The sequence below is a fragment of the Saccharothrix hoggarensis genome (assembly GCF_052936025.1).
Genome location: NZ_CP193624.1, coordinates 5030639 through 5043714, shown reverse-complemented (window position 1 = coordinate 5043714; position 13076 = coordinate 5030639). Strand labels below are relative to the sequence as shown.

Annotated in this window: 12 protein-coding genes; 5 read left to right on the top strand and 7 right to left on the bottom strand. The window is 72.0% G+C overall.

Annotated features, from left to right (window positions below):
• Position 1 precedes the first annotated feature (1 nt).
• Positions 2-838, bottom strand: a complete 837-nt coding sequence (locus ACRAKH_RS22585; protein ID WP_447009250.1) for a class I SAM-dependent methyltransferase — start codon at positions 836-838, stop codon at positions 2-4.
• A 67-nt stretch (positions 839-905) separates the two neighbouring features.
• On the opposite strand from ACRAKH_RS22585, the gene ACRAKH_RS22580 reads away from it, so the two are divergent.
• The gene (locus tag ACRAKH_RS22580; RefSeq protein ID WP_380720905.1) at positions 906-1238 is read left to right on the top strand and encodes a YnfA family protein; all 333 of its coding nucleotides are present in this window, start codon (positions 906-908) and stop codon (positions 1236-1238) included.
• Positions 1239-1366: 128 nt separating this feature from the next.
• On the opposite strand, the gene ACRAKH_RS22575 is transcribed toward ACRAKH_RS22580, so the two are convergent.
• The 3 genes from ACRAKH_RS22575 to ACRAKH_RS22565 all read right to left on the bottom strand — a co-directional run bounded on the left by ACRAKH_RS22575 (position 1367) and on the right by ACRAKH_RS22565 (position 3717).
• The gene (locus ACRAKH_RS22575) at positions 1367-2332 is read right to left on the bottom strand and encodes a pirin family protein (RefSeq protein WP_380720902.1); all 966 of its coding nucleotides are present in this window, start codon (positions 2330-2332) and stop codon (positions 1367-1369) included.
• A gap of 51 nt (positions 2333-2383) precedes the next feature.
• Positions 2384-3235, bottom strand: a complete 852-nt coding sequence (locus ACRAKH_RS22570) for a peptidoglycan-binding domain-containing protein (RefSeq protein ID WP_380720899.1) — start codon at positions 3233-3235, stop codon at positions 2384-2386.
• Positions 3236-3489: 254 nt separating this feature from the next.
• Positions 3490-3717, bottom strand: a complete 228-nt coding sequence (locus tag ACRAKH_RS22565; protein ID WP_380720896.1) for a hypothetical protein — start codon at positions 3715-3717, stop codon at positions 3490-3492.
• A 281-nt stretch (positions 3718-3998) separates the two neighbouring features.
• Here ACRAKH_RS22565 and ACRAKH_RS22560 point away from each other — a divergent pair, with 281 nt between their 5' ends.
• Together ACRAKH_RS22560 and ACRAKH_RS22555 are read left to right on the top strand one after the other, a co-directional pair.
• Entirely contained in the window at positions 3999-4223 is a 225-nt protein-coding gene (locus ACRAKH_RS22560; protein ID WP_380720893.1) for a hypothetical protein, read from the top strand.
• 190 nt (positions 4224-4413) lie between these two features.
• A complete protein-coding gene (locus ACRAKH_RS22555; RefSeq protein WP_380720890.1) occupies positions 4414-4629 on the top strand; it encodes an antitoxin in 216 nt (71 codons plus the stop codon).
• Between the two features lie 273 nt (positions 4630-4902).
• On the opposite strand, the gene ACRAKH_RS22550 is transcribed toward ACRAKH_RS22555, so the two are convergent.
• Positions 4903-5136, bottom strand: a complete 234-nt coding sequence (locus tag ACRAKH_RS22550) for a hypothetical protein (protein WP_380720888.1) — start codon at positions 5134-5136, stop codon at positions 4903-4905.
• A 238-nt stretch (positions 5137-5374) separates the two neighbouring features.
• Between ACRAKH_RS22550 and ACRAKH_RS22545 the strand changes: the two genes are divergently transcribed.
• Complete coding sequence (locus ACRAKH_RS22545; RefSeq protein WP_380720885.1) at positions 5375-7201, top strand: trypsin-like serine protease; 1827 nt, start codon at positions 5375-5377, stop codon at positions 7199-7201.
• A 402-nt stretch (positions 7202-7603) separates the two neighbouring features.
• Here ACRAKH_RS22545 and ACRAKH_RS22540 read toward each other — a convergent pair whose 3' ends face one another.
• Entirely contained in the window at positions 7604-7990 is a 387-nt protein-coding gene (locus tag ACRAKH_RS22540) for an ATP-binding protein (protein WP_447009249.1), read from the bottom strand.
• 143 nt (positions 7991-8133) lie between these two features.
• Between ACRAKH_RS22540 and ACRAKH_RS22535 the strand changes: the two genes are divergently transcribed.
• Positions 8134-8466: an STAS domain-containing protein gene (locus ACRAKH_RS22535; protein ID WP_380720879.1), complete on the top strand. Its 333-nt coding sequence runs from the start codon at positions 8134-8136 to the stop codon at positions 8464-8466.
• A 113-nt stretch (positions 8467-8579) separates the two neighbouring features.
• Here the strand turns inward: ACRAKH_RS22535 and ACRAKH_RS22530 are convergent, their stop codons facing one another.
• The gene (locus ACRAKH_RS22530; protein ID WP_380720876.1) at positions 8580-13025 is read right to left on the bottom strand and encodes a hybrid sensor histidine kinase/response regulator; all 4446 of its coding nucleotides are present in this window, start codon (positions 13023-13025) and stop codon (positions 8580-8582) included.
• Positions 13026-13076 lie beyond the last annotated feature (51 nt).

The following is a 13076-nucleotide window of genomic DNA, read 5'->3' as shown; positions in this document are numbered from 1 at the left end:
GTCAGGCCGTCGCGGTGACGAGTCGGGCGGTGCCGCGCAGGCGCACCGCGTCCGGGCCGGCGTAGGGCGTGAGCGCCCGCGCCACGGCCCGGCGGCGTTCGTCCACTTCGGACGGTGAAGCGTCGCGCAGGGCGTGCCGCACCGGTCCCCAGCCCATGACGAAGTCGGTCGCGTCGGCGACGTCCCGGCCCCACACCTGGTCCGCCTCCACCGCCTCGACCGCCACGTCGGCGAACCCGGCGCCGGTGAGCACGCGCTCGACCACGGCCGGGTCGGACAGCGACAGCGGACCCGAGTCGGCGGACGCGGGCCACTCGCCGAACACGGAGAAGACGTGCGCGAGGTCGCCTAGGTCGCGCATCGACAGGAACGCCAGCCGTCCGCCGGGCCGCAGCGCGCCGCGGATGTTCGCGAACGCCGCGACCGGGTCGGCGAAGAACATGACCCCGAACCGGCTGAGCGCGACGTCGAACGCGTGCGGCGGGAACGGGTGGACCTGCGCGTCGCCCCGCTCGAACGCGACGTTGCCGACGCCCTCGCGGTCGGCCGACGCGCGGGCGCGGGCCAGCATCGGCGCGGACAGGTCGACGCCGGTGGCGTGCGCGGCGCGCCGGGCCGCCAGCCGGGTCACCTGCCCGTTGCCGCAGCCGACGTCGAGCACCCGGCGGCCCGGCCCGACGCCGGCGGCGGTCAGCAGCGCCTCGTTGAAACCGCTGTTCACGGCGTCGTAGCGGTCCTGGTGCTCGGCCCAGTGGCCGCCCTCGTACCCGTTCCACGCCTCGGCCTGGTGGGTGTTGACGATGCCCGTCACCCGCCGCCCCTCTCGTTGTGAACGCATGTTCATGAACGAGTGTTCATAACCCGACGAGGTGTTGTCAAGGCGTGGCCGGACTATCGTCGCGATCATGACCGTGATCCGCTCGCTGCTGCTGTTCGCGCTGGCCGCGCTCGCCGAGATCGGTGGCGCGTGGCTCGTGTGGCAGGGCGTGCGCGAGCACAGGGGCCTGCTGTGGATCGGCGCGGGCGTGGCGGCGCTCGGCCTGTACGGGTTCGTGGCGACGTTGCAGCCCGACGCCCACTTCGGCCGCATCCTCGCCGCGTACGGCGGGGTGTTCGTGGCCGGCTCGCTCGCCTGGGGCGTGGTCGTGGACCGGTTCCGGCCCGACCGCTGGGACTACCTCGGCGCGGCGATCTGCCTGGTCGGCGTGGCCGTGATCATGTACGCCCCGCGCTCGTGAGCGGGTACGGGGAACGCGCGTCGGCCTCGGCGAGGCCACCCGCCGCCGTCCGCGCGATCACCTCGCTGCCGTAGGCGCTACAGCCGCACGAGGGCTGCGTCGCCGAACTCACCCCGTGCGGCGAATCGTCACCGCGGGTTGCCGCGCGGGCGGAGGCGGCCCATCGGGAGCGGTGGGGCGGGGAGGCGGTCGCCGGGGTAGCCGACGACGTGGCCGAAGCGGTCCGAGCGGGCTTCCCACTGGTCGCGGAAGCGGACGATCTCGTCGTGGTCGCGGCCGACGAAGTTCCACCACATGACCAGGTCCTCGCCGAGCGGTTCGCCGCCGAGCAGGATGACGCGCGCCGCCGCGTCGCCGTCGTTCGCCAGGTGGAGGGTGGTCGCGCCGACGCCGAGGTAGCCGAGCGTGCCGCGGGGCAGCACCGTGTCGCCCAGCCGCACCTCGCCGACGTCGACCAGGACGCCGTGCTCGAACGCGGTGTCGACGTCGAGCGCGAGCCGCGCGCCGGGGTCGAGCACGAGTTCCGCGCCCAGCAGCGGGGTGAACGTCCGCACCGGGGACGTCTCGCCCGCCACCGTGCCGAGGAACACCCGCGCCGCCGCGCCGTCCAGCGCCACCACGCCGGGGACGTGGTGCTGGAAGTCGCGCGGCGCGTCGCGGTGGGCGTCGGGCAGCGCGATCCACAACTGCACGCCGTGCAACACGGTCGTGTCGGAGGTCGACACCTCCGAGTGGCAGATGCCGTGACCGGCGGTCATCAGGTTCAGCTCGCCCGGCCGCACCACTGCGTGCACGCCGAGGCTGTCGCGGTGCTCGATCTCGCCGCTGAACAGCCAGCTCGCGGTCTGGAGGCCGGTGTGCGGGTGCGGCGCGACGTCCATCCCGCCGCCGGCCGACACGTCGTCCGGGCCGTAGTGGTCGGCGAAGCACCACGCGCCGATCATGGACCGCTCGCGCTGCGGCAGCGTGCGGCGCACGGTCATCGCGCGCGGCCCACCCAGCGGCACGTCGCGCGGCGCCAGCACCTCGACCACCGCCGCGCCCGAGGCGCTCTCGCAGACCACCTCGGGCGGCTCGGTCTCCACGTTGCTCATCGCGACCCCGATCCAACGGCCATCAAGCCATCGTAGAGGCCGGCACGAGCCCTACAGGTTCCGCTGGTACTCCTCCCACGTCCGCTTCGGGCTCACCGCGGGCCCGTCGTCGGGGGCGCGGTTGGCCAGCCCGTTGAAGCCGAGGTAGTAGTCCCCCGCCTGGTTGCGCGCGCCGGTGGACAGGTCCGGGTCGCCGAGCGCGATGGCGTGGATGTGGTAGTCCCAGTCGCCCTGCGCCGGGGTGCGGACCCAGGCCGCGAACCCGACCAGCCGCAGCACCCTGGCCACGTTCGTGCGGGTGGTGGCCGTCATGCCGGACACCGAGATGTCCAGCGCGCCGCCGCCGTCGTGGGTGCCGGCCGAGCCGGGCACGCCACCGGGGTTGTACGAGCCCTGGGTGATGCCCAGCGTGCGGCCGAGCAGCCGTTCCGCCTCGACCAGCATCGCCTTGGTGCGCGTGTTCATCAGCGCGTTGTGGTAGGTGACCCGGCTGCCCGCCGACACGGACCGCACGACGGTGTACCGGCCCTCGCCCAGCAGCCGCAACGACGTCGGCCCCGGCATGCCGGAGGCGTCGAGGCCGGTGTAGCCCAGCGACCGCTGGTACGCCGCGTAGGCGTCGATCGTCCTGGTGCCGAAGTGGCCGTCGACGTAGGTCGCGGCGAGGAAGTTCTTGGCGTCGAGCGCCTGCTCCACCAGCAGCACGCTCGGCCCGCTGCCGGGGGTGATGGCGGAGTCGGCGCGGCGCGGGTCGATCTGCGCGGACTTGAGCACGGCCTCCATGTCGACCGTCCCGATCGCGGCGGCCCCCGACGGGGCGTGCGTCGCGGCGGTCGCGGGAACCGCGAGGCCGACGAACCCGACAAGCGCAGCGGCCAGTGCGGCGATCCTGACGTTGACCACGTCCACCTCCGGTCGACACCCGACGAACCGGGGTCAGTCAAGCGCGAACCGGAGCGGGCCGGCAAGAGTTGACCGCGAAGGCTTGTAGTTGGTTGGACATTGTCCGCCCGGTGTTCACGCGGGCACGCCGGCGGTGGACGTGTCGCCCCGTCGGCGAGCTGCCGGGCAGGCGGTGGACGTGCCGCCCGGTCGGCGAGCTGCCGGGCAGGCGGTGGACGTGCCGCCCAGTCAGTCGACGCCCGGTGGGCCGGACGTCAGCGGTTGGACGAGGGGAACCGGTTGCCCGTGCTGCCGAGCGCCAGCAGGTCGGTGTACTGGTCCTGCCACGACCGCTCGGTGGCCAGCAGGTCGGCCAGCCGCTGCACCCACGCCGCGTCGATCGGCGGAGTCGCGCCGGCCAGGTGCTGCCTGGTCTCCTCACGCGCCCTGAGCCAGTTGGCCAACGTCGGGGCGAGGACCGGTCCGCCTGATTCTTCCGCCATGCCGGAACCGTACTTCGTGCGAGCGGGGTGTGGTGGAGTAGAGTTCCCCGGGTTGGGGCACGAGCTGTCGGCATTCGGCCGGCGCGGTCCCCGATCCAGTCCGGCCCGGTACGTCCGGCCGGGGACGGGAGCACCGGCTTGTCGCCGGATCATCCGTTCACTTCATCACCTAGCCCCACGGCTCGCGGGCACGTCGGATCGGACAACCACGCCTTCGGCACGCGGGACGACGCCCGCCGCCTGCGTGGTCCGGCCCTGCCGGCAGGGGAGACGGGGTCGTCATGACGCAGCAGACCAGACCGGGACGTACTCAGGGCGCGGCCGTTGGCTTCGCCGACGCACGAGCGGCGGCGGACCGGGCGGAACTCGTCCAGCGCAACCTGGCCGCCCGCACCGTCGCGGACAACTCCGTCGACGCGATCGACTGCGCCGAGCTGCTGTCCATGCTCGGCCTCCCCGACCCGCCACCCGAGCACACCGCGCACCACGCGGTCGCCGCCGACTGACGTCCCGGCCCTCGCGTTCCGAGGTCCGTCGCGACGCCCGCGCGCGTCCGTTCGCCTGCGCTCCGCTCCGACGATCGGCCTAACTCAACCGGGTGAGCCGGCCGTCGGGGCGCATCAACCGCACCGCCCGGTGGGTAGCCCTCTCGGTGGGTGTCCACGAGGGACGCCTGTGGAGGAGGTTCGAGCGCAGATGGGCATTGGCGACAAGTTCGACGGTCTCAAGGACAAGGCCAAGGAAGCTCTCGGTCAGCACGGCGACAAGGCCGACCAGGGTGTCGACAAGGCCGGCGAGTTCCTCGACGAGCGCACCGGCGGGCGGCACTCCGAGCACATCCAGACGGGCACGGAGAAGGCCAAGGAAGGGCTGGACCGCTTCGGCGGGCAGCAGCCCGACCAGCAGCAGTAGCGCGGACACCCCAGAACGACCAAGGGCCGCCCTCCCGGAGGAGGGCGGCCCTTCCCCGTCTTGACTTCCGACGCGTCCTGCCTTCCGCGGTGTGCCTGCCTTCCGCGGTGTGCCGTCGGCGCGTCTTCCGCGTTCGACGGTCCCGCGGCACGCGGCCCCGGGACGAGGGCCGGTCGTGGCCCGCGGAGCGCACGGCCCCGCGGACGTTCCCGCTCGTGCGCCGCGGTCGGGTCACACCGGTCGCGTCACACCGGTCGGGTCAGACCGGTCGCGTCAGGCGGAGCCGAGGCGCGACGCCAGCAGCTGCTTGCCCTGCTCGGCGCCCTTGCGGCTCTCGCCCTGGGCGCGGCGGAAGAACTCCGCCAACTCGCTGTCGCCCGCGCGCTCGGCGTCGGCGATGTAGTTCTCCAGGCGCAGCGCGTTGCTCAGGCACGCCTCGACGAACCAGATGATGTTGTAGTCCTTGTCCTGCGTACCGGTCACCGGACCGGTCTCCGTCGTGGACACGTGACCTCCTCACTCAGTCGGCCCCGCGGGAACCGGGGCGGCCTCACTTGGTCGGCCACTCCGGGATACCCGTTTTCGGGCTCCTGAACGCCGACCGCGCGGCGACCCCCGACCGGGGGCGAATAAGTGCCGTACCCCTACGGATCACGTCCCTGATTGTTCCCGACCAGGTGTCACCCGACAGTGAGCGTGCCGCTTCGCCCTGCCGGGGCGGCTGTTCGCCTGGAAGGGAAGCACAGTGAAACGACCACGTCCCAGAGGCCTCGCGGCCGTCGTCGCGGCGGCCCTCCTGCTCCCGCTGCTCGCCCTGCCCGGTGCGGCGGAACCCGCCCGGTCCGGCACGGCGCCCGCCGCCAACTACGAGGGCGGGACGGTGCCCACCGGCTCGGACGCCGAGCCGTCGTTCTACAACGGTCAGCCCGCCACGGTCGACGAGTTCCCGGCGATCATCGCCGGCGTCCGCGAGGGCGGCACGCGCCCGCAGGGCCAGTCCTGCACCGGCTCCGTCGTCGCGCCCCGCAAGATCCTCATCGCGGCGCACTGCGCGGACGCGGCGGGGGACAAGAGCTTCGTCTACGGCTTGGACGACCTCAACGCGGGCGGCGGGTTCCGCACCGCGGTCGTCCAGTACAAGAAGCACCCGCGGTACGTGAACTTCGACCAGGGCTACGACGTCGCCGTGGTGACCGTCGCCGACGACATCCCGGTGCGCGGCGGCAAGTACGCCCAGGTCGCCACGTCCGCCGACGCGGGACTGGGCGTGCCGGGCACGAGCGGCCTCGGGTTCGGCTACGGCAAGAAGGACCACGACGACGCCCTGCGCGACGTCACGCTGGACAAGGCGACCCTGCCGATCGTGGACGGCGACCGGCAGTGCCAGGGCGTCGGCGCGGGCTTCAAGTCCGCCACGATGATCTGCGCCGGGTACGCCGACGGCAGCACCACGATCCTCCCCGGCGACAGCGGCGGACCGCTGATCGTCGGCGGCAAGATCGTCGGCGTCGCGTCCTGGAGCCGCAGCGACTTCCGCTGGTACAGCATCTACGGCCGGTTGACCAACGACATGGGCGACTGGGTCAAGCAGGAGATCGGCGCGCCGCAGCCCACGCCGGACTTCACCGTCGGCGCCTCGCCGAGCGCGCTGCGGGTCACCGCGGGCAAGTACGCGTCCACCACGGTCACCACGACGGCCGGGCAGAACGGGCCCGAGTCGGTGACGTTGTCCGCGTCGGGGCTGCCGAGCGGCGCGAAGGCCGTGTTCCAGCCGACGTCGGTCCAGACCGGCTCGACCGCGAAGGTGACGTTCGAGACCGCCGCCTCGACGCCCAACGGCACCTACGACGTGACCGTCACCGGCGCCAACTCGGCGGGCAAGACGGCCACGGCGACCGTGTCGCTCACCGTCGAGGGCGGCGGCCAGAACCCGCCAAGTGACTTCACCCTCGGCCTGTCGCCGAGCACGCTGAAGGTGGCGCAGGGCAAGTCGGCGTCCACCACGGTCACCAGCACGGTCGGGCAGAACGGGCCGGAGTCGGTGACGTTGTCCGCGTCGGGCCTGCCCAGCGGCGCGAAGGCCGTGTTCCAGCCCGCGTCCATCCAGACCGGCGGCTCCGCCAAGCTGACCGTGGAAGCGGCCGCGACCACACCGCCCGGGGCCTACCGCGTCACCGTCACCGGGACGAACGCGGGCGGTGGCACCGCGACCACCGCGTTGTCGCTGACCGTCGAGGGCCAGACCGGCGGTGACGTCGCGGTGACCGTGACCCCGGCCTCGGCGTCGGTGCAGCAGGGCTTCTTCGCCCAGTTCGCGGTGAGCGCCACCGGCGGCACGGGCTCGCTGACGCTGTCCGCCACCGGTCACCCGGCCGGCAGCCAGGTCCAGTTCACCCCGGGCACGATCGCCCAGGGCGGCCGCAGCGACGTGTTCCTGAACACGAACTTCCAGACGCCGCCGGGAACCTACCCGGTCACCATCCGGGCCACGTCGGCCGACGGCAAGGTCGGCACGGCGACGTTCACGCTCACGGTGACCCGCTGGGGCAGCAACGCCCTGCGGGCCGCGTAACCCCGCACCGCCCGCGCACCGCCCCGGCCGGATCCCCTTCCCGGCCGGGGCGTTCGCGTGCCGTCAGGTCGGGTGAGGTGCCGGGCCGGGGTGGGATCGAGCCGGGGTGGGATCGGCCCGCCGGAGCACGAGGCGGGCGCGGTCAGGCTGGCGCGCGATCAGACAGGTGTGGGATTGGCCGGGCGCGCGGGATGAGGCGGGGTGGGATCAAGCCGGGCGGGGCGGCAGCGGGCCGGCGTGGCATTGGGGCGGCGTGGCACCGGGCCGGCGTGGCATTGGGGCGGGATGGCACTGCGGCACGTGGCAGCGGGCGAGCGGGCTGGCGTGGCACTGCAGCGCGTGGCGGTGGGGCACTGGGGGCGGAGCGTGCGGGCAGGCGGCGTGCGCTTCGTTCCGCGTGGCTCAGGGGGCCAGTTCGGCCCACACGACCTTGCCCTCCGGCGTCGGCTCGGAACCCCACGTCCGGCTCAGCGCCGCCACGATGATGAGTCCCCGCCCGCGGGCCGAGTCGAGTTGGACCGGTCTTTGCTGCGGCATCGCGGAGGAGCGGTCGGTCACCTCGATGCGCATGCCGGACGTGGTCCGCGTCACGGTCAGCCCGATCGGCCCCACCGCGTGGTCCACCGAGTTCGACACGAGTTCGGTCACCACCAGGGCAGCGTCGTCCGCGAGGTCCTCCGACAGCCCCCAGGCCGACGCGACCTCGCCCACCACCCGCCGGGCATGCGCCGATGAGCCCGCTGTGGCAGGCAGCGTCACGGCCACCGGCACCGCTGGCTCGTTGCGCACATCCGCTCCCGTTGATCGGCCGTTACCGCATCGTCGCACATCCTCCGCCCACGGCATCGAGTGGTGGCCACCACCCCCGTCCCACGGCGTGGCGTTCGAGTGGTGGAGGCACCGGACGGGGCGTGTGGCTAGGCTCGGGCACCATGGAGTTGCACGTGCGCAGTGAGGTGCGGGGCGTCTGGACGGTCCTCGCGGTCTCCGGCGAGCTCGACGCGGACACCGTCCCCGTGCTCTCCGAGCGCCTTGAGCAGGACACGGGCCGGAAAGTGGTGGTGGACCTCAGCGGGGTGCCGTTCATGGACACCACGGGCCTGTCGCTGATGCTCGACTGGCACCGCCGGCTGGACGGCGCGGGCGGGCAGTTCCGGATGGCCTGCCTGCAACCGTCCGTGCACAAGCTGTTCCGGCTCACCGAGCTGACGGAGGTCATGCACATCCACGACTCCGTCGAATCGGCGACCACCGGCACGCCGTAGCCGCCCGACCACGGTCGGTCGCCGAAGAGCACGAGCCGAGAGCACGAGCCGACGTGCCCGTGGGCGCCTGCCCGTGAGCACGCCGCGCGCACGGGCGGGCGGGGCCGCGTCGGTCAGTCCTGGTCGACGCCCAGGTAGAACGCGATCAGCCGGAGCAGGTGCTCGGTGTCGACGGGCTTGGTCACGTAGTCCGTCGCGCCGGACGCCAGCGACTTCTCCCGGTCGCCCTTCATCGCCTTCGCGGTCACCGCGATCACCGGGAGGTCCGCGTACCGGGACATGGCCCGGATCGCCGCCATGGTCGCGTTGCCGTCCAGCTCCGGCATCATGATGTCCATCAGCACCAGCGTGACGTCGTCGTACTGCTCCAGCGCCCGCACGCCGGTGATGCCGTTGTCCGCGTAGATGACCTGCAGCCCGTGCAGCTCCAGCACGCTGGTCAGCGCGAACACGTTGCGCAAGTCGTCGTCGACGATCAGCACCTTCTCGCCGTGGAACCGCATCGGCGCGGGCGGCAGCTCCGACGGCGCCACGAGCGACTCCGGCGTCGGGTCGGCGGGCGTCAGCAGCTCCGGCAGGGCGTCCGGCTCGACCTCCACGGGCGGCACCAGGCCCTGTTCGCCCAGCGGCAGGTACAGCGTGAACGTCGACCCGACGCCCGGCTCCGACCGCACGTCCAGCCGCCCGTCCAGCAACGTCGCCAGCTCCCGGCTGATCGACAGCCCCAGGCCCGTGCCGCCGTACTTGCGCGACGTCGTGCCGTCCGCCTGCTGGAACGCCTCGAAGATCACCGACAGCTTGTCGGACGGGATGCCGATACCGGTGTCCTGCACGTCGAACGCGACCGAACCCTCCACCACCCGGATGCGCAGCTTGATCTCGCCGTCGTGGGTGAACTTGACGGCGTTCGACAGGAGGTTGCGCAGGATCTGCTGAAGCCGGTGCTCGTCGGTGTGCAGCGTCGTCGGCACGTCGGGGTCGACCACGACCTCGAAGGCGAGGTTCTTCTCCGCCGCCAGCGGCACGGTCAGCGCCTCGACGTAGTTCACCACGTCGGAGACCCGCACCGGGTCCGTCTGCACCTGCATGTGCCCGGCCTCGACCTTGGTCAGGTCGAGGATGTCGTCGATCAGCTGCAACAGGTCGGTGCCGGACGAGTGGATGGTCTTCGCGAACTCGACCTGCTTCGGGTTCAGGTTGCCGTCGAGGTTGTCCGCCAGCAGCTTCGCCAGGATCAGCAGGCTGTTCAAGGGCGTCCGCAGCTCGTGCGACATGTTCGCCATGAACTCCGACTTGTACTTCGAGGCCGACGACAGCTGCCGCGCCCTGGCCTCCAGCTCGACGGAGCCCGCCCGCAGCTCCTCGGTGAGCCGCTGCGACTCCACCAGCAGGCTGTCCGTGCGGGCGTTGGCCAGCATGGTGTTCAGGTTGACGCCGATGTTCTCCTTCAGCTGGTCCAGCAGGTCCAGGTGAACCTCGGTGAACTCGCCGAACGACCCCAGCTCGATCACGCCCAGCGTCTCGCCCTGGAACACGACCGGCAGGATCACCAGGTTCGCGGGCGGCGCGGAGCCCAGCCCGGAACCGATCGCCAGGTAGCCGGGCGGGACGTCGGTGACCAGCACGGTCTTCTTCTCCACCGCGACCTGGCCGATCAGCGACTCACCGCGCTGGAACCGCGTGGGCCGCTGCCCGCCGCGCGGCGAGTACCCGTACGACGCGGTCAGCTCCAGCGCGTTCGACTCGGGGTTGACCAGGAAGAACGCGCCGTGCTGCGCCGACACCAGCGGCGTCAGCTCGCTGATCACCAGCGACGCCATGGCGTTGAGGTCGCGGTGGCCCTGCATCTGGCCGGACAGGCGGGCCAGGTTGGTCTTCAGCCAGTCCTGCTCCTGGTTCGCCCGGGTGGACGCCCGCAGGTTGCCGATCATCCGGTTGATGTTGTCCTTCAGGTCCGCGACCTCGCCGGACGCGTCCACGGTGATCTGCCGGGTCAGGTCGCCCGCCGTCACGGCGGTGGCCACGACGGCGATCGCGCGCACCTGCCGGGTCAAGTTCCCGGCCAGCTCGTTGACGTTCTCGGTGAGCCGCTTCCAGGTGCCCGAGACGCCCTCCACCTCGGCCTGGCCGCCCAGCTTGCCCTCGGTGCCGACCTCGCGGGCGACGCGGGTGACCTCCTGGGCGAACGACGACAGCTGGTCGACCATCGTGTTGATGGTGGTCTTCAGCTCCAGGATCTCGCCGCGCGCGTCGACGTCGATCTTCTTCGACAGGTCGCCGAGCGCGACGGCCGTCGTGACCTGGGCGATGTTGCGGACCTGCGAGGTCAGGTTGTTGGCCATGAAGTTGACGTTCTCGGTGAGGTCCTTCCACGTGCCCGCCACGTTCGGCACGCGGGCCTGGCCGCCGAGGATGCCCTCGGTGCCGACCTCGCGGGACACGCGGGTGACCTCGTCGGCGAACGCGCGGAGCGTGTCCACCATGCCGTTGATCGTGTCGGCGAGCGCCGCGACCTCGCCCTTGGCCTCGACCGCGATCTTCTTGGAGAGGTCACCGCCCGCGACCGCCGTGGCCACCGCCGCGATCGACCGCACCTGCGTGGACAGGTTGTCGGCCATGACGTTGACGTTGTCGGTCAGGTCCTTCCACGTGCCGGCGACGCCGGGCACCCGCGCCTGGCCGCCCAGGCGTCCGTCGGTGCCGACTTCTCGGGCGACGCGGGTGACCTCGTCGGCGAAGGACGACAGCTGGTCGACCATCGTGTTGATGGTCGACTTGAGTTCGAGGATCTCGCCGCGCGCGTCCACGGTGATCTTCTGCGACAGGTCGCCGCCCGCGACCGCCGTCGTGACCTGGGCGATCGACCGCACCTGCGCGGTGAGGTTGTTGGCCATGAAGTTGACCGAGTCGGTGAGGTCGCGCCAGGTGCCGGCGACGCCGGGCACTTGCGCCTGGCCGCCCAGGCGTCCGTCGGTGCCGACTTCTCGGGCGACGCGGGTGACCTCGTCGGCGAAGGACGAGAGCTGGTCGACCATCGTGTTGATGGTGTCCTTCAGCTCCAGGATCTCGCCGCGGGCGTTGACCGTGATCTTCTGGGAGAGGTCGCCCCGCGCGACCGCCGTCGCGACCTGCGCGATGTTGCGGACCTGGGAGGTGAGGTTGCCGGCCATGAAGTTGACCGAGTCGGTGAGGTCGCGCCACGTTCCGGCGACGCCGGGGACCTGCGCTTGACCGCCCAGCCGCCCGTCGCTGCCGACTTCCCGCGCGACGCGGGTCACCTCCGCCGCGAACGACGACAGCTGGTCGACCATCGTGTTGATCGTGGTCTTGAGCTGGAGGATCTCGCCGCGGGCGTCGACGTCGATCTTCTGCGACAGGTCGCCCTGCGCGACCGCGGTGGTGACCTGGGCGATGTTGCGGACCTGGGAGGTGAGGTTGCCGGCCATGAAGTTGACAGAGTCGGTGAGGTCGCGCCACGTGCCGGCGACGCCGGGCACTTGGGCCTGCCCGCCGAGCCGTCCGTCGGTGCCGACCTCGCGGGCCACGCGGGTGACCTCGTCGGCGAACGACGAGAGCTGGTCGACCATGGTGTTGATGGTCGACTTGAGTTCGAGGATCTCGCCGCGCGCGTCCACGGTGATCTTCTGCGACAGGTCGCCCTGGGCCACCGCGGTCGCGACCTGGGCGATGTTGCGGACCTGCGAGGTCAGGTTGTTCGCCATGAAGTTCACGTTGTCGGTGAGGTCGCGCCACGTGCCGGCGACGCCCGTCACCTGGGCCTGGCCGCCGAGCCGTCCGTCCGTGCCGACCTCGCGGGCCACGCGGGTCACCTCGTCCGCGAACGACGAGAGCTGGTCGACCATCGTGTTGACGGTGTCCTTCAGCTCCAGCATCTCGCCCGCCACCGTCACGGTGATCTTCTGCGACAGGTCGCCCTGGGCCACCGCGGTCGCGACCTGGGCGATGTCGCGGACCTGCGCGGTCAGGTTGTCGGACATGAAGTTCACCGAGTCGGTGAGGTCCTTCCACGTGCCCGCCACACCCGGCACGACCGCCGTGCCGCCCAGCCGGCCGTCCGTGCCGATCTCCCGCGCGACCCGCGTGACCTCGCCCGCGAACGTGCGCAGCGTCGCCGTCATCGAGTTGAAGCTCTCCACCAGCGCCGCCACGTCACCGCGGGCGTCGACCACCATCTCCTGGGACAGGTCGCCCTCGGCGACCGCGGCGAGCACCCGGCTCAGCTCGGCGGTCGGCCGGGTCAGGTCGTCGATCAGGCCGTTCACGGCGTCCGCCGCCGTCTCCCAGCCGCCGGTCGCGGTGCTCGGCGCGAGGCGTTCGGCCAGCCGGCCCTCCTGGCCGACCGACTGGCGCACCCGCACGAGCTCGCCGACCAACCACTGGTTGCGCTCGGCGATCTCGTTGAACACCTCGGCCAGCTCGGCCGTCACCCCGTCGCGGGGCACGACGAGGCGACGGCGGAAGTTGCCGTCCCTCATCTCCCGCATGGCGGTCAGCAGTCGGGCCAGGGTCACGTCCGTGTCGTCCTGGGCGGTCGTCACACGAGCCTCCGATGTCAGCGCAACTGGGGCAAGCCTGCCACTGTTGCACCC

Coding starts and splice junctions, on each gene's coding strand:
- ACRAKH_RS22585 (WP_447009250.1), bottom strand. CDS start 838: ATGCGTTCACAACGAGAGGGGCGGCGGGTGACGGGCATCGTCAACACC.
- ACRAKH_RS22580 (WP_380720905.1), top strand. CDS start 906: ATGACCGTGATCCGCTCGCTGCTGCTGTTCGCGCTGGCCGCGCTCGCC.
- ACRAKH_RS22575 (WP_380720902.1), bottom strand. CDS start 2,332: ATGAGCAACGTGGAGACCGAGCCGCCCGAGGTGGTCTGCGAGAGCGCC.
- ACRAKH_RS22565 (WP_380720896.1), bottom strand. CDS start 3,717: ATGGCGGAAGAATCAGGCGGACCGGTCCTCGCCCCGACGTTGGCCAAC.
- ACRAKH_RS22560 (WP_380720893.1), top strand. CDS start 3,999: ATGACGCAGCAGACCAGACCGGGACGTACTCAGGGCGCGGCCGTTGGC.
- ACRAKH_RS22555 (WP_380720890.1), top strand. CDS start 4,414: ATGGGCATTGGCGACAAGTTCGACGGTCTCAAGGACAAGGCCAAGGAA.
- ACRAKH_RS22535 (WP_380720879.1), top strand. CDS start 8,134: ATGGAGTTGCACGTGCGCAGTGAGGTGCGGGGCGTCTGGACGGTCCTC.